The 16,326-nt window shown below is 67.9% G+C and carries 14 protein-coding genes; 4 read left to right on the forward strand and 10 right to left on the reverse strand.

What is annotated here, in order from left to right; translation table 11 throughout:
* Positions 1-45 precede the first annotated feature (45 nt).
* Positions 46-1,605 carry a serine hydrolase gene (locus N7573_RS17420; RefSeq protein WP_049461765.1) on the reverse strand — a complete coding sequence of 520 codons (1,560 nt, stop codon included), beginning with the start codon at positions 1,603-1,605 and terminating at the stop codon, positions 46-48.
* Between the two features lie 110 nt (positions 1,606-1,715).
* Between N7573_RS17420 and N7573_RS17425 the strand changes: the two genes are divergently transcribed.
* From N7573_RS17425 to N7573_RS17435, 3 genes are read left to right on the forward strand one after another with little or no spacing between them, the layout of a single operon-like run.
* Complete coding sequence (locus N7573_RS17425; protein ID WP_049424589.1) at positions 1,716-2,159, forward strand: VOC family protein; 444 nt, start codon at positions 1,716-1,718, stop codon at positions 2,157-2,159.
* Positions 2,156-2,986 carry a DUF72 domain-containing protein gene (locus tag N7573_RS17430; protein ID WP_279913800.1) on the forward strand — a complete coding sequence of 277 codons (831 nt, stop codon included), beginning with the start codon at positions 2,156-2,158 and terminating at the stop codon, positions 2,984-2,986. The genes N7573_RS17425 and N7573_RS17430 overlap by 4 nt, the downstream gene beginning before the upstream one ends.
* A 34-nt stretch (positions 2,987-3,020) precedes the next feature.
* Positions 3,021-3,968, forward strand: a complete 948-nt coding sequence (locus N7573_RS17435) for a DMT family transporter (RefSeq protein WP_032128349.1) — start codon at positions 3,021-3,023, stop codon at positions 3,966-3,968.
* 30 nt (positions 3,969-3,998) lie between these two features.
* On the opposite strand, the gene N7573_RS17440 is transcribed toward N7573_RS17435, so the two are convergent.
* From N7573_RS17440 to N7573_RS17465, 6 genes are all read right to left on the reverse strand, one after another.
* Entirely contained in the window at positions 3,999-5,159 is a 1,161-nt protein-coding gene (locus N7573_RS17440) for an AAA family ATPase (RefSeq protein WP_032128350.1), read from the reverse strand.
* A gap of 116 nt (positions 5,160-5,275) precedes the next feature.
* A complete protein-coding gene (locus N7573_RS17445) occupies positions 5,276-6,346 on the reverse strand; it encodes a sensor domain-containing diguanylate cyclase (RefSeq protein WP_049424582.1) in 1,071 nt (356 codons plus the stop codon).
* A gap of 144 nt (positions 6,347-6,490) precedes the next feature.
* Positions 6,491-7,213: a pseudouridine synthase gene (locus tag N7573_RS17450; RefSeq protein WP_049424580.1), complete on the reverse strand. Its 723-nt coding sequence runs from the start codon at positions 7,211-7,213 to the stop codon at positions 6,491-6,493.
* Positions 7,214-7,247: 34 nt separating this feature from the next.
* Complete coding sequence (locus N7573_RS17455; protein WP_125893802.1) at positions 7,248-8,912, reverse strand: sensor domain-containing diguanylate cyclase; 1,665 nt, start codon at positions 8,910-8,912, stop codon at positions 7,248-7,250.
* Positions 8,913-9,021: 109 nt separating this feature from the next.
* The gene (locus N7573_RS17460) at positions 9,022-11,445 is read right to left on the reverse strand and encodes an EAL domain-containing protein (RefSeq protein ID WP_279913894.1); all 2,424 of its coding nucleotides are present in this window, start codon (positions 11,443-11,445) and stop codon (positions 9,022-9,024) included.
* 227 nt (positions 11,446-11,672) lie between these two features.
* Positions 11,673-13,586, reverse strand: coding sequence for a DEAD/DEAH box helicase (locus N7573_RS17465; RefSeq protein WP_279943235.1), 1,914 nt, complete (start codon positions 13,584-13,586; stop codon positions 11,673-11,675).
* Between the two features lie 266 nt (positions 13,587-13,852).
* Here N7573_RS17465 and N7573_RS17470 point away from each other — a divergent pair, with 266 nt between their 5' ends.
* Positions 13,853-14,074: an RNA-binding S4 domain-containing protein gene (locus tag N7573_RS17470; protein WP_010486399.1), complete on the forward strand. Its 222-nt coding sequence runs from the start codon at positions 13,853-13,855 to the stop codon at positions 14,072-14,074.
* Between the two features lie 25 nt (positions 14,075-14,099).
* Here N7573_RS17470 and ubiM read toward each other — a convergent pair whose 3' ends face one another.
* From ubiM to N7573_RS17485, 3 genes are all read right to left on the reverse strand, one after another.
* Positions 14,100-15,278 (reverse strand): 5-demethoxyubiquinol-8 5-hydroxylase UbiM, encoded by a 1,179-nt coding sequence (ubiM, locus tag N7573_RS17475; protein WP_279913834.1) that lies wholly within the window; start codon positions 15,276-15,278, stop codon positions 14,100-14,102.
* Between the two features lie 80 nt (positions 15,279-15,358).
* Positions 15,359-15,748, reverse strand: a complete 390-nt coding sequence (locus N7573_RS17480; RefSeq protein ID WP_032128357.1) for an MAPEG family protein — start codon at positions 15,746-15,748, stop codon at positions 15,359-15,361.
* Between the two features lie 11 nt (positions 15,749-15,759).
* Entirely contained in the window at positions 15,760-16,305 is a 546-nt protein-coding gene (locus tag N7573_RS17485; protein WP_032128358.1) for a DUF4019 domain-containing protein, read from the reverse strand.
* Positions 16,306-16,326 lie beyond the last annotated feature (21 nt).

Genomic DNA, 16,326 nt, shown 5'->3' on the forward strand with positions numbered 1-16,326 from the left:
CGATGGGATTCGTCAAACGGCAGCGCCGGGCCACGCCCGGCGGCGTCATTTCACCGGGGTGAACAGCAGGTCCTGGAAATCGAAGCTGAAATCGGTCAGGTCGGAGATCGACTGCATGCGCACCTCGCGCACCTTGCCGTCCGGATCCAGGCTGAAGTTCACGAACGCGTCGGCGTTGAGCGAACGGTCGTCCCAGCGCACGATGAAGGTGTCATGCTGCCAATGCTCCAGGCGCCCGCTCAGCTGCGCGGTCTTCATGAAGCGCAGGCGCAGGCCCTTGCCCTCGGCACTAACCTGCATGTCGCCATACCAGCGGTCGCGGAACGTGCCGGTGTAGCCGGCCAGTGCCAGCGATGGCTTGCTGCCCTTGTCGCGCGCGCTCTGGTGCTTGGCCCAGGCCTCGTCGGCCTTGTCCTGGCCCTTGGCCACGGCCTTGGCATAGGCGTCCACCCAGTCGTGCTTCTCACCGCCCAGGTAAGCATCAAGCACGCTCAGGGTGATCGCGTTGAATGCCGCGCCTACTTCCTGGTTGGTCAGCACCACCACGCCCAGCTTCTCGCCTGGCACCAGGGTCAAACGCGAGACCATGCCCGGCCAGCCACCGGTATGCCAGACCAGTTTCTGGCCGCGGTAGTCGCTCAGGCTCCAGCCTTCGCCGTAGCCGGCAAAGTTGGCCCGCGCCGGCGCCAGCTCCGGCACGCTCGGCGCCGGAATCGACTGCGGCGTGATCATCCGCCACATCTGCTGCTGGCTCTTGTCGCTGAACAGCGCGGTGCCATCGGCCAGCTTGCCTTCGGCCAGCTGCACCTGCATCCAGCGCGCCATGTCGTGCGCACTGGAATAGATGCCACCGGCGCCGGCATTGTTCGACCAGGTCAGCGGTGCAACGGTACGCAGGTCCTTGAAATCGTACTTGGCGTGGCCGACCGCGGCCTTGTCGCCCGGCTTCAGGTGATCGGCGTTGTAGCGTGTGCCGGCCATGCCCACCTTGTCGAAGATGCGGGTCTGCAGGAACTGCTGGTAGCTCATGCCGGAGACATGCTCGATCACCTGCTGGGCAACCGCGTACAGGATGTTGTCGTACGCATAGCTCTCGCGGAAACCGCCCTTCAGCGGCACCTTGCCCAGCCGCTCCACCACTTCGGCATTGCTGTAGGAGGTGGTCGGCCAGAACAGCAGGTCACCTGCGCCCAGGCTCAGCCCGCTGCGATGCGACAGCAGGTCGCGGATCGTCATCTGCCCGGTCACGAACGGATCGGACATGCGGAACGACGGCAGGTGGTCGATCACCTTGTCGTCCATCTTCAGTTTGCCGTCCTCGGCCAGCAGGTTCAGCGAGGTGGCGGTGAACGCCTTGGTGTTGGAAGCAATGGCGAACAGCGTATCGGCCTGCACCGGTTCCGGCTTGCCCTGCTCGCGCACGCCCCAGCCGCGTTCCAGCACCACCTCGCCATCCTTGACCACTGCCACGGCAATGCCGGGCACGTCGAACTGCGCGCGCACGCGCTCGACGGTCGCATCCAGGTCCTGCAGCTGCGCCGGGGTGGCAGCACTCGCCATGGTCGTGCACGCCAGCAGCACGGCTCCTCCAATCCAGGGTTTCATCCAGCACGATCTCCGAACAGGGGTGGCGGCCATGTGCAGGCCGTCACCGGGGTTTCGCGCGATGGTAACGGTCTGCGGCGCACCCTGCCCTGTGCCATAGGAGGGGTGTCATGGGCGGGAACGGCCAACCGAGCAACGGCTCCACCATCATTCCATGCCTGCGCTATCGCGACGCGCAGGCCGCCATCGACTGGCTGCAGCGCGCCTTCGGCTTCCATGCCCAAGCCGTCTACGCCGATGGCGATACGGTCTTCCATGCACAGCTGACCTTCGGCACCGGCATGATCATGCTCGGCTCGGCCGACAAGGAAAGCGAGTGGAACCAGCATGCGGCGATGCCCGATGAGGTCGGCGGCCGCCAGACCCAGAACGCCTGCGTGATCGTCACCGATGCCGATGCGCACTATGCACGGGCCAAGGCCGCCGGTGCCCGCATTGTCATCGACATCGCCGACCAGGACTACGGCGGACGCGGCTACGCCTGCGCCGACCCGGAAGGCTATCTGTGGTGGTTCGGCAGCTACGACCCGTGGCGCTCGGACCACGGCCAGTGACCGCGACCGCCCGGCAGGCGGAGATCCGCTGCGGCATTGGTGGCTGGGTGTTTCCCGAATGGCGCGGCGGCGTTTTCTACCCGGTTGGCCTGCCGCAGCGTGAAGAACTGGCCCACGCCAGCCGCGCCCTGCGCTGCATCGAAATCAACGGCACCTTCTACCGCACGCCAACAGCGGCGCAGTGCGCGCAGTGGGCCGCACAGACACCCGACGGTTTCCGGTTTTCGATGAAGGCGCCACGGTACCTGGTACAGCGCCGCGACCTGTCCAGCACGGTGGAAGCGGCCGCGCCCTTCCTGCAGGCGGCGATTGCACTCGGTGACCGGCTCGGCCCGTTGCTGTGGCAGTTCGATCCGCGCCATCCGGCCGATGCCGATGCATTGGGTGCCCTGATGGCGCAGCTGCCGAAGCAACTGGAAGGGGTGACGCTGCAGCATGCGCTGGAGGTCCGCAACGCCGAGGCACATGGCCCCGCACTGGTTGCTGCCGCCCGTCGACACGGCGTGGCGCTGGTGATCGAGGACAGCGACGAGGCGCCACTACACGGCGATGTCAGTGCCGGCTTCGTCTACGCCAGGATCAAGCGCAGCCGGGCCCGCTTGAACGAGGGTCTGCCGGCACCCGTGCAGCAGCGCTGGGCCGAACGCGCGCTCCACTGGTCACGCGGCGAGCCGGTGGACGACCTGCCCTGCCAGGCCGCGCCGGCACCGTCAGAACCGCGCGAGGTCTACCTGCTGTGCATTGGTGCGGGCAAGGCACGCAACCCGGCGGCGGCGATGGCCCTGCAGCGGCGGGTAGATGGGGCCAGCAATTCCTCACGCGGATAGCGCTGCGGTCATCGCCTTGCCTCACAATAGGCGGATGAGCACACCCGACACCCGCAAAGCGCTGTGGCAGATCCACTTCTGTGTCCTGCTGTGGGGCGTCACCGCCATCCTCGGCAAGTTGATCACCCTGCCGGCGCTGCCGCTGGTGTGGTGGCGCATGCTGCTGGTAACGGCAATGTTGGCGCTGCTGCCGCGGGTCTGGCGCGGATTGCGCACCCTGCCACTGCGCCTGGTGGCGGGCTACGCCGGCATCGGCGCGCTGGTCGCCCTGCACTGGCTGACGTTCTACGGCGCGGTGAAGCTGGCCAACGCCTCGGTGGCCGCCACCTGCATCGCGCTGGCGCCGGTATTCACCTCGATCATCGAACCGTGGGTCGCCAAGCGACCGTTCCAGCTGCGTGAACTCGCCTTCGGCCTGGCCGTGCTGCCGGGTGTTGCACTGGTGGTCGGTGGCGTGCCCGATGGCATGCGCCTGGGTGTACTGATCGGCGCGATATCGGCGCTGCTGGTGGCGGTGTTCGGCTCGCTCAACAAGCGCATGGTCAGCCACGCCGATCCGCTTACGGTCACGGCACTGGAACTGGGTGCAGGTACCCTCACCCTGACCCTGCTGGCGCCGCTGATGCCCTACCTGCTGCCGGCGCTGGCCAGCCCGCTGTGGGTGGTACCGGACCTGCACGACGGCATCCTGCTGTTGGTGCTGGCCGGGTTCTGCACGCTGCTGCCGTTCGCCCTGGCCCTGGTCGCGCTACGCCACCTGAGCGCCTACACGGTGCAGCTGGTGACCAACCTGGAACCGGTCTACGCGGTGGTGCTGGCGGTGGTGCTGCTGCGCGAGCAGCACGAGGTCACGCCGTGGTTCTACCTGGGCGTGGCGATCATCGTCGGCGCGGTGTTCCTGCATCCGTTGTTGAACCGCCGCAAGCCGGTGCAGCATCCGGAAATTCTTGGCACGGCCGAGGCGCGCAACATCGCCGATTGAGTGCCTCCGCGCAGGGTGCGAATCGCCTTGTCAGCGCTGCGGCCAGTGCCATGCCGGGGCATCCAGCAGGCCCTGCCCGCTCAACAGCGTGCGGCCCTGTTCCTTGTGCAGATGCAGCGAATGACAGCCGGGCGCCTGCTCCAGTGCTGCGATCAGTCGGCTGGCGTGTGAGACCACCCACACCTGGCTGCGCGCACTGGCCGCGATGATCAGCCGCGCCAGCGCCGGCAGCAGGTCCGGATGCAGACTGGTCTCCGGTTCGTTGAGCACCAGCAGCGGCGGCGGGCGCGGCGTGTGCAGTGCCGCGGCCAGCAGCAGGAAGCGCAGCGTGCCGTCGGACAGCTCGGCCATCGACAACGGCCGCAGCAGCCCCGGCTGGTGGAAGCGCAGGGCGAGTCGACCGTCCAGTTCCTCGAACCCCACCGTGGCGCCCGGGAACGCATCCTCCACGCTGCGCGCCAGTGCGCCCGGATCACCGATCTCGAGGATGGTCACCCAGGCCGCCGCCAGATCGCGACCGTCGTGATGCAGCACCGGCGTGCGCGTGGCCATCGCCGGTTGCCGTGCCGGGGCATCGGCGTCGCTGCGGAAATGGTCGTAGAAGCGCCAGCGACGGATGTACTCGCGCAGGGCGATGGTTTCCGGCATGCGCTGCGGATCGCCAACCTGGGTGAACAGACTGTCGAACAGCGACAACCGGTCATCGACCAGATCCCAACCGCGCGCATGGCGTTGCCGCACCATTGCCCCACGTCGGTCGACCAGCAGGTTGGCGCTGCGCAGGAACGGCCCGGCCCAGATCGCCTCGGCCTTGATCTGCGGGTCCAGTGCGAAGGCCGAACGGCTGGGCGGTGGGTAGCCCAGGTCAATGGCATAGCCGAACTCGTCGGTGGTGAAGCCCAGCTTCAATCCCACCGATTCCTGACGCGGGCCGCCCTGCAAGGGAATTTCGCCGGCAGCAACCCGGCGGTCCATTTTTTCCGGCCCCGCCCACAGCGCCGAACCGAGCCCACCTTCGCGGGCCAACACCGCCGCGACGCCGCCCTGCGCGGTCTCCGCCAGCAGGCGCAGCGCGCGGTACAGGCTGGATTTGCCACTGCCATTGTCGCCGGTCACCACATTCAACTGCTGCAGCGGCAGTACCAGCCCGTGCAGCGAGCGATAGTGGGCGATGGCCAGGGTCTGCAGCATGGTTGGCATCCGGGGAAACAGAGAGGTCATGCTGCCCGGTTCTGATCGCAGGAACTGCGACGCGATGTGAATCAGAAACTGCATCCACGCATGGCGTGGATCTACCAGGGGGTGCTTCAGCCCGCCCGTTCCACCCGGTTGCGACCATTGCCCTTGGCCCGGTACAGCGCCTTGTCGGCGCGCGCCAGCATGTCATCCACGCTTTCACCTGGCTGGTGCTGGGCAACACCGATGCTGACCGTGACCGGGAATCCAAGCGGCAGGTCAGCCACGGCCAGGCGCAGGAACTCGCATTGCAGTTCGGCCGTGTGCAGGTCGGTGCCCGGCATTACCGCCACGAACTCCTCGCCGCCGTAGCGCGCAGCCATGCCGCGGCCGGCGAAGTGCGAGCGCAGCAGCACGCCCAGCTCGGCCAGCACCCGGTCGCCTGTAGCGTGGCCCTGGAAATCATTGATGTGCTTGAAATGATCGATGTCGAGCAACGCAACGCAGGCGACGCCCGGTTGCCCATCGATCTCCACCACCGCCTCTTCCAGTGCCGCCGCCATTGCGCGGCGGTTGGGCAGGCCGGTCAGCGCATCGGTGCGGCTCTGCTCGGCCAGGTCGGCATTCTGCGCCAGCAGCACGTCCTGGTACTCCGCCAACAGGCGCTCGTAGTCATCGCGCTCCAGCATGTGCTTCTGGATGTCGAGCGCGAAACGGCGCAGCTCCATTACCAGCATCACCTGCCGTGACAGCGCGGCCAGTGCCTCGGCCTTGTCGCTGGGCAGGTGCTGCGGATGTGCATCGAACACGCACAGCGTGCCCAGAGGCAGGCCATCGGAACTGATCAGTGGCGCACCGGCGTAGAAGCGGATGTGCGGGTCGCCGGTCACTACCGGATTATCGTGGAAGCGGATGTCCTGCAACGCGTCCTCGACCACCATGATTTCCTGCGGCTGCAGGATGGCGTGGCCACACATCGATTCGCTGCGCAGGTTCTCCGCCGCGTCGATGCCCTGGATCGACTTGAACCACTGCCGTTCGACGTCGATCAGGGTCACCGCCGCCATCGAGGTACCGCAGACCGCCTTGGCGATCGCGACCAGGTCGTCGAAGGATTTCTCACGCTGCGAATCCAGGATCCGGTAGCGGTACAGCGCCTCGAGCCGAAGGGCTTCGTTGGCAGGCTTGTCGGGCTTGATCATGCAGCGTCACGTTCCGGCAGGTCACTGCGGAGTCTAGCTGATGCCGGTGCGCAATCCGCACAACGGGGAGTGCCGGCCGCTGGCCGGCATCCCGCGCTCATTCGATGCCTGGTGCAGCCGGCCAGCGGCCGGCACTACCGCGCGTTACCAGTCCAGCTGCTTCGGCAGCAGGCCCTGCAGCTCCTGCTCGGTCAGGTTGCGCCACTGGCCCGGCTTCAGCGCACCGATCTTGATGTTGTCGATGCGCACGCGGCGCAGCTGGGTCACGCGATAGCCGAACTCGGCGGCCATCAGGCGGATCTGCCGGTTCAGTCCCTGCTGCAGGGTGATGCGGAATCCGAACTTGGCGATGCGCGAGGTCTTGCACGGCAGCGTCATCTGGTCGTGGATGCGCACGCCGCGCGCCATGCCACGCAGGAACTCGTCGGTGACCGGCTTGTTCACCGCCACCAGGTACTCCTTCTGGTGGCCGTTCTCGGCACGCAGGATCTGGTTGACGATGTCGCCGTTGCTGGTCATCAGGATCAGGCCTTCGGACTCCTTGTCCAGGCGCCCGATCGGGAAGATGCGCTGTTCGTGGCCGACGAAGTCGACGATGTTGCCCTTGACCGAGGTTTCGGTGGTGCAGGTGACGCCCACCGGCTTGTTCAGCGCGATGTAGACGTGGCGGCGGGCGCCGGGCTTGCGTGCCACGCGCGCGCGCAGCGGCTGGCCGTCGACCAGCACCTGGTCTTCCTCGCCCACCACCGCACCGGTGCCGGCCGCGTGGCCGTTGACGGTGACGCGGCGGGCGGCGATCAGGCGATCGGCCTCGCGGCGGGAGCAGAAGCCGGTGTCGGCGATATGTTTGTTGAGTCGGGTGGTCATCGGTCCATTATCCGGCATCGCCGCCCGCTGCGCTTCATGCCGGGGCCGGCGGATCGAGCTCTTCGCCGTCGAACACCCGGTTGCGACCCGCCCGCTTGGCCACGTACATGGCATGGTCGGCCCGCCGCAGCAGCCCGGCCAGGTCATCCTCACCCGGCCGCCACTGCGCCAGTCCGATGCTGGCGGTCACTTCCAGGCCCGGCACCTGCAAGGCCTGACCGGCTTCGGTAATGCGCTGGCGCAGGCGGTCCAGGCGCGCCGACGCCGCCTCGCGTGGCATGCCCGGCATCAGCAGCAGGAACTCCTCGCCGCCCATCCTCACCACTTCGTCCTGGCTGCGGACTGCCGTGCGCAGGGCTCGCGCTACCGCCACCAGCACCTGGTCGCCCACCGCGTGGCCATGGCGGTCGTTGATGTCCTTGAACAGGTCGATGTCGAGGAAGCCGATCACCAGCGGGCCGCGCTCACGGTCGACCTGTGCCAGGTGACGGGCCAGCTGCTGCAGGCCGGCCCGGCGGTTGGGCAGCCCGGTCAGGCCATCGGTTTCGGCCAGCTGGCGCAGTTCATCGCGCTGCTGGCGCAGCCGACCCAACCGCTGGTTCATGGCATAGGCGGCCATCATCAGCAGCCAGGTCACCGACAGCTGCAGTGCTTCCACCCGGTACTCCAGCAGCCACCCCGCACTGCTGGCATCGGCTGCGATCATCACAAGCAGCGGCACCAGCGCCGCCAGGCCCGCCAACGCCCAGCAGTCACCGCGCAACCAGGCACGCATGCCAGCGGCCAGTGACAACAGGCAACCGAGGATGAAGGTCAGCTGCAGGCTCTGCGCGACCAGCGCCAGGGTGTCCCAGCGCAGCCACGGCACCAGCGCGGCCAGTCCCATCAGGCCCCACAGCACAGCCTGCTGTGCCGGCCGCGAGCGCGGCAGCAAGCGGTCCCCGCCGTTGAGGCGCCACAGAGCGGGCAGTACCAGCGCCTGGGTCGCGGCGGTCAGCGCCAGCAGCCACCATGCGCCGCGCTCGCCCACCGGCAGCCACGGTTCGGGATAACCGCTCAAGCCGCCAAGAACCGCCTGCCACACCACCACCACGATCGTCGCGCCGATGTAGACCAGGAAGCTGCGGTCACGGGTGGTCAGGTAGGCCATCAATGCCGACAGCGCCAGCGCGATCGCCACCGCGATGCAGGCCGCGCGCACCAGCAGGCGGGCGGTATCGTTCTGCTGGACCGGACTGGGCGCCCCCAGCCGCAAGGTCGGCACCCAGCGCGCTTTCAGCGGCGCCTGCCACGACACCAGGAACGGCTCATGGCTGCCTGCCGCTGGCACCGCCACCAGGCCGATGCCGGCGCGGAAGCGCGAATCACGGGTGCGCGCATCGTGCATGTTGCCGCAGATCTCGCGGTCACCATGCTGTACGCGGACTTCGCCAGCGAACACGTTGAACACATCCAGCGCCTGGGGTTGCCCCGACCAGCCCCCGGGCGGCGCCGGTACCTCTACCTGCTCGCGCGGCCCGGCCAGCATCGCGGGCGTACAGCCACGATGGGGTGTCGGTTCGTCCGTCGGTGCGCCAACCAGCAGGAAATCCCGGCCGGCCTCGGCCAGGCGCGCGTGCACCAGACCGGGAAGCAACACTCCCATCAGCAGGACGACCAGCAGCGCCCCTGTTTCGTACCGCCACTGCCTGACGCCCACGCCACATCCTGTTCCTGCTTACGTCCGCGCCCACTGCGCGTCGCCCCTGGCGCGCATTATCGCAGCCGGGCACGCCACGCATGTGTAGACCAAAGTCGCCGTGCGCCGTTCAGCCAGCGGCCGGAGGCCCCTTCACCGCCACCAGGCGGACCGGCCTCAGGTCACTCAGGGTCATCCGTTCCAGCGGCTGCGGCCGCTCGATCGCGTAGCCCTGCAGGCCCTGCACGCCGAGCCGGGTCAGTGCGCCAGCCACCTCGGCGGTTTCCACCCATTCGGCCACCACCTCCATCTGCAGTTCCCGCCCGAGCTCGCTGATCGCCCGCACCGTGGCGTGGCTGACCGGGTCGGTGTCCATGTCACGCACGAAGGTGCCGTCGATCTTCAGGATGTCCGCAGGCAGCTGGCGCAGATAGCCGAACGAGGACAGGCCGGAGCCGAAGTCATCCAGTGCCATCCGGCAGCCACGCGCCTTGACCGCATCGATGAAAGCGCGTGCCTGGCTGAGGTTGCTGATCGCCGCGGTCTCGGTGATCTCGAAACACAGTTTCGAGGCCAGCGCGCGGTTGCGCTCGAGCAGGTCGCAGACGAAGGCGAGGAATCCCGGCTCGGCGATCGACTGCGCCGAAACGTTGACGTTGCACAGGCCCAGCTGGCGCACATGCGCCGGGCAGACCTGCAGGTGGCGGAACAGCAGCCCGAGCACGTGCCGGTCCAGCGCCACCGCCATGCCATAGCGCTCCACCGCCGGCATGAACTGACCGGGCAGGTGCAGGCTGCCATCGGTACCGCGCATGCGCACCAGCACTTCGTAGTGCAGGTAGGACGGATCGCCCACGCGGGCGATGCGCTGCGCGTACAGCAGCATGCGATTCTCCGCCATGGCCAGGCTGACACCCTGCAGACGCTCGGCCTCCTGCCGCCGCTCCTCCAGCGCCATGCGGTTCTCGTTGAAGCAGTGCACACGGTTGCGACCGGCCTGCTTGGCCGCATAGCAGGCGCTGTCGGCGGCGCTCATCAACCAGTTCGCGTCCGGCGCCTCGGCACTGACCTCGACCACGCCGATGCTGCAGCTCAACTGCGGGCTGCCCTCGCTGATCGGGAACGTGGCCTGGCCCAGGTTGCGGATCACCCGCTGCAGTACCCGCTTGGCTTCATCCTGGCCGGCGTGGGCGAGAAACACCGCGAACTCATCGGCCCCCAGGCGGCCGACCCAGTCGCCATCACGCACCGCCGCCACCAGATAGTCGGCGAAACCGCGCAGCATCTGGTCGCCGGCGGCATGACCGAAGCTGTCGTTGACCAGCTTGAAGTGGTCCAGGTTGATGTAGCACAGCGCATGCGTACCACCGTCGGTCCGGACCTGCAGCAACGCGCGTTCCAGCAGGCGTTCGATCTCGCGGCGGTTGATCAGGCCGGTCAGCGGATCGTGGCTGGCGTGATGCTCGATCTCGCGCGCCAGTGCATGGTTCTGGCTGACATCCTCGATGATCGCGAACACCGACAATCCTCCGCCCGAGCTGCGAACCGCGGTACCGCTCCAGCGTCCCCAGACGAGGCTGCCATCGCGCCGGCGGAAACGCAGCTCGCTCGGCCGCAGCTGCCGGTCCCAGTCGATGCGGCCGACACCATCGAGGACCAGTTCCCCCTCCATCAGCAGGTCGCCCAGCAGCATCTGCAGCAGCACATCACGCCGGTAGTCGAGGATATCCGCCATCGCCTGGTTGGCCTCGACCACGCGGCCATCGGTGTCGAGCTTCAGCATGCCGACATTGGCCTGGTAGAACGCCGCGCGGAAGCGGCTCTCGTGCTCGGTCAGGTCCTTGCCGACACGACGCGCCAGCGCCACTGCCATCAGGCTGATCACCAGCACCGACAGGCCGCCAACCATCAGCGTGGCGATCCGGACCATGGTGGCCATCCTCAGCAGCGCCTGCGAGAACGCCTGGGCCTGCACCTGCAGGCGGCGGTCGAGATCCCGCAGCTGCTGCAGGTAGCGATTGCGGTCGGCCACGGGCAGTTCACCTGCCGCATGCCACCGTTGCAGCTCGGCGACCAGAGCCTGCACAGCCTCCAGATCACCATCGGTCTGCCGCCACAGTGCAGTGGCTTCGCGGAATGCTCCCAGGTCACGGGCGTAGCGGAACGAGAACACCAGGCGCGGAATATCGGCACGCGCGTTGCCGCCCTGCAGGAAACCCTGCCGGGCCTTCTCCTCGTCCGGTACCGCCTGTTCCAGCGCCAGCCGGGCCTGCAGATCCCCCAACGGAATCCGCAGGGCCTGGCGCGCGTCATCCAGGTCCTGCGCATCGCCACGCGCCAGGTAGCGGCTCAGCGCAGCGGTCGCATCCTGCTGCCCTCGCGACCAGTAGCCCTGGCCGGCAATCCAGGCCGTCGAGGCCGCCTGCAGTTCCTGGATCAACGCGGACAGCGCGACCAACCCGATCGCCATGCCCGTCAACAACGCAAAGCGCAATCCCAGGCCACGGGTCATCGGCACCCGCCGGCTCTGCTGGTCCGTGCCACTTCTACCCATCCCGGATCCCCCCGAATGTGCTGCGGTGACAACCTCCCTTGGAACCGGCCCAGCCTATGACCGGCAATGTGTTTGCCATGCGAAAAGGGGACGGAGGGGATTAAGTCGTTTTCGGCATAAGCGCACTGCCGGGCATAAACGACTTAATCCCCTCCGTCCCCTTTTCCAGGCCCATAACGGACAACGCCAGCCCGGAGGCTGGCGTTGTTCAGGACCGCAGGTGCGGCTTAGAAGCTGCGCGGGCCGCGCGGCTTGAAGCCGTCACGACGCGGCGGGCGGCTGTCGCGGTCACCGCCGCGGTCGCCACCGTGGCCACCCGGACCGCCCGGGCCACCGCGACGCGGGCCACCCGGGCCGCCCGGACCACGCTTGTCGAAGCGCGGCTTGAACGGACGCGGGGCCGGGTTGGTGTCTTCACCCGGAGCCAGCGCACGCATCTGCAGTTGCTGGCCGGACACCCACACCTTCTGCAGGTGCGACAGCACGTCCGGCGGCATCTGTGCCGGCAGGTCCAGCAGCGAGAAGTCGTCGTGGATGTCGATGCGGCCGATGAAGCGGCTTTCCAGACCGGCTTCGTTGGCAATGGCGCCAACGATGTTGGCCGGCTTCACGCCGTGCTGGTGGCCGACCGAAATGCGGTAGGTCTCCATGCCCTGCTCCGGCGCACCACGTGGCGGAACCTCACGGCGCGGACGCTGCTCGAAGCCACCTTCGGCGTCGTCGCGGCGCGGGCCACGCTCGAAGCGCGGACCACGCTCGTTGCGGTCGAAGCGATCGCCACGCGGTGCGCGCTCTTCACGCGGGGCACGCACCGGCGGCTGCAGCAGGAACGGGGTGTCACCCTGCAGCATCTTGGCCAGCGCGGCAGCCACTTCAATGGCCGGCACGTTCTGCTCGTTCTCGAAACGCTCCAGCAGCTGGCGGTAGAAGTCCAGGCCACCGGCGCCGAGGGTTTCGCTGATGCGCGAGGTGAACTTGTTGATGCGGGTGTCGTTGACCGCTTCAACGCTCGGCAGCTGCATCTCTTCGATCGGCTGGCGGGTAGCGCGCTCGATCTGGCGCAGCATGCCCTTCTCGCGCGGGGTGGCGAACAGGATCGCCTCGCCGCTGCGGCCGGCACGACCGGTACGGCCGATGCGGTGCACGTAGCTTTCGGTGTCGTACGGGATGTCGTAGTTCAGCACGTGGCTGATGCGCTCCACGTCCAGGCCGCGGGCAGCCACGTCGGTGGCGACCAGGATGTCCAGCTTGCCTTCCTTCAGCATGGCGATGGTGCGCTCACGCTGGGCCTGCTGCATGTCACCGTTGATGGCGGCAGCGGCCAGGCCACGGGCCTGCAGCTTGCTGGCCAGTTCCTCGGTGCCGGCCTTGGTGCGCGCGAAGATGATCATCGCGTCGAACGGCTCGACTTCCAGGATGCGGGTCAGCGCGTCCAGCTTGTGCATGCCGCTCACCCACCAGTAACGCTGGCGGATGTTGGCCGAGGTGGTGGTCTTGGCCGCGATGGTCACTTCCACCGGGTCCTGCAGGTAGGTCTGCGCGATGCGGCGGATCTGCGGCGGCATGGTGGCCGAGAACAGGGCCACCTGGCGCTGCTCCGGCAGCTTCTTCAGCACGGCTTCGACGTCGTCGATGAAGCCCATGCGCAGCATTTCATCGGCTTCGTCCAGCACCAGCGTCTTCAGCTCTGACAGGTCCAGGGTGCTGCGGTCCAGGTGGTCGATCACGCGGCCGGGGGTACCGACCACGATGTGCACGCCGCGGCGCAGGGCCGACAGCTGCTGGCCGTACGGCTGGCCGCCGTACACCGGCAGCACGCGGAAGCCCGGGATCTTCGACGAATAGGACTGGAACGCCTCGGCAACCTGGATGGCCAGTTCGCGGGTCGGCGCCAGGATCAGGGCCTGCGGCTTGATCTGCTGCAGATCGATGTTGGACAGAACCGGCAGCGCGAACGCTGCGGTCTTGCCGGTGCCGGTCTGGGCCTGGCCCAGCACGTCGCGGCCTTCCAGCATCGCCGGGATGGTGGCGGCCTGGATCGGCGACGGGGTTTCGTAGCCGATGGCGGTGACCGCCTGCATCACGGGCTCGGACAGGCCGAGCTGCGCGAACTGCAGCGGCGCTTGGGAATCTTGGGACATGGGGAACTCCGAAGACACTGCCGTCTTCCTGGCAGTGCGATAAAAAAGGTGATGGTCCGCGCTTTGGGCGCCCTTCTTATCGCGTGCCCTGGCGCTGCTCGGTTGGAGGAGATTTCACTCGCTCAGAGCGGAATCATACCGCATTGATCCTGAACAAGGCGTACAGCTTGCCGTGCGCGTACCGTCATGCCCCAAGCTGGCGCACAATACGCGCCCTCTTCACCGGCCCGGCCGCTGGCTGCGCCCTTCCCCAGGAACCCCGCTCCATGCAGATTCTCGAATTCGACCTCGACGGTGACTACGTCGAACTCAAGCAGCTGCTCAAGCTGGCCGACCTGGTCACCAGTGGCGGCGAGGCCAAGATGGTCATCGGTGACGGCCAGGTGCGGGTCGACGGCGAAGTCGAACTGCGCAAGGCCTGCAAGATCCGCGCAGGCCAGGTGGTCGAGTTCGCCGACAGCCAGATCCGGGTGCTGGCCGCCGGCTGATCTGAACGGGCTGATCTGAACCGGTTCAGGCCATGCGCTGGGTCAGGTGCGAGGCGATCAGCTGCCTGAACGGTGCCACGCCTTGTGCCAGACGCAGGCCCGCCGCGCGCAGCAGCCGCGCCGGGCGGCGATCGTCGGTATACAGGCTGGCGATTGCATTGGTGGCCTCGTACAGCGGCCGCGACGCCAGCCGGTGACCCCGCTGGTAGCTGGCCAGCATGCCGGCGGCGGCAATGTCGCCGCCACGGCGCTGTTGCGCGACGATGCCCTGCGCCAGCCGCTGTGCGCTGGCCAGGCCCAGGTTGAAGCCATGCGCGGTGACCGGATGCATGCCCACCGCGGCATCGCCGATCAGCGCCGAACGCTCGCCGACGAAGCGATGCGCGTACACCCCCACCAGCGGATACGCCTGCGGCGTGGCCACCGGCTGCATCCGGCCCAGGCGGTGTTCGAAGTAGGCACCGATGGCCTCACCGAAGGCCACCTCATCCATCGCCAGCAGCTCTTCGATCTGCCGCGGTGGCAGCGTGATCACCGCCGATGCCTGGCCCTCGTTGAGCGGCAGCAGCGCCATGGTGCGGCCGTAGCCGAACCACTCCCACGCGGTGTGGTGATGGTCACGCTCGACCTGCATGCGGCACACCAGCATCGACTTGCCGAAGTCGCGCATCTGCGCGCCGATGCCGAGCATGCGGCGGGTTGCGGAGAAGCGGCTGTCAGCGGCGACCAGCAGGCGCGCATGAAGTTGGCTGCCGTCATCGAGTTTGACCACGTGGCCCTGCGCATCGGCCTGCACGCCCAGCACCTTGCGCCCGTCGAACAGCTCCAGGCCGTCTTGCCCCTGCACGGCATCCCATGCAGCGCGGCGGATCAGATGGTTGGGCACCAGCCAACCCAGCGGCTGACCGTCCACCTGGCTGCTGGCGAAGGTCAGCGCGAACGGCGAGCCGCCGTTCATCACCTTGGCATCGCGCAGTTCAGCGACTTCGGCCTGCGGCAGGCGCTGCCACAGCCCCAGCTGCTCCATGCTCTGCCGCGAGGCATGGGTCAGCGCGATCTCACGGCCATCGAAGGCGGCCTCGGCCAGGGCCTGGCGCGGTTGAACTTCGACCAGCCCGACCTGCAGGCCGCTACCGGCCAGCGCGCGCGCGAAACACAGCCCCGCCGGTCCGGCGCCGACCACCACCACGTCCATCCTGCGCATGCGCGCCTCCTGCCGTTGATTCAGTCCGCGCCAGCATAGCGCCGCGCACCTGACCGGCCTTGATCTGGATCAGGCCGGGATCACAACAACGCGAACACCAGCGCCAGGATCGACAGCAGCGACACTGCCCAGACCAGGCTGCGCACGTAGGGCACGCCCGCGGCATACAGCGGCAGGTAGACCACGCGCGCCCAGAAGTAGGCCTGCGCGGCCAGCGCCGTGGTGTCGTTGCCGCGCCCGGCCACGACCACTGCGATGGCGGCGGCAGCGAAGAACGGGAACGTCTCCAGGAAGTTGGCCTGCGCACGCTGCAGGCGCCCGGCCAGCGGGCTGAGTGGCCTGGCTTCGCCATCACGCGCCGAGGCATTCCACTTCATCCCGCGCTCGCGGGTGACCACGGTGGAGGTAGCGAAGATGTAGACAAAGCCCAGCAGCACCGACCAGGCCAGCATCGTCAGTTCAGTTGCCATCGATCATCTCCTCAGGGTGCCGACGCACGCAGGCTGTAACCGGCCAGGCGCCACACCTGGTCCTCGTCGAAACGGAACGAGACGAGCTCGCGTACCGGCTGCGCGCTGTTGGCGAAACGGGTCGGGAAGCTGACGTTGATGTACAGCCCCTCCGGCACCGCGGCACCGGCGCTGTACTTGACCCGGGTGATGGTCGGCTGGCCACGCCCGGCCAGCGCGCCCAGGCGCGTGCGCTCGGCAGTCAACTGGCTGACGAAGGCGGCCTTCGGTACTGCACGGCGCGCGACGGCCGAAGCGCCATCCCACAACTCGCCTGCGCGGTTGGCATCGACCAGCTGCGCCGCCTTCACTGCGGCCGCGCCCATTTCCGCATCCTGCTTCTGCACCTGCGCCTGCTGCGCGGCAGTCAACGCCGGAGCGCCGGCCGTGGCCGGTTTCGCAGCCGCCGGCGATGCCGGTGCGGGGCGCGCGGGTGCCGGTGCAGGCGTGGCCGGCGCGGGTGCCTGCGCCAATGCGGTCAGGGGCAGCAGGGACAGCAGCAGGAGCACGCGCTTCATGGACACCGCCGGTTCTCGGGA

It is taken from the genome of Stenotrophomonas sp. GD04054 (genome assembly GCF_029836955.1).
GTDB lineage: Bacteria > Pseudomonadota > Gammaproteobacteria > Xanthomonadales > Xanthomonadaceae > Stenotrophomonas > Stenotrophomonas maltophilia_A.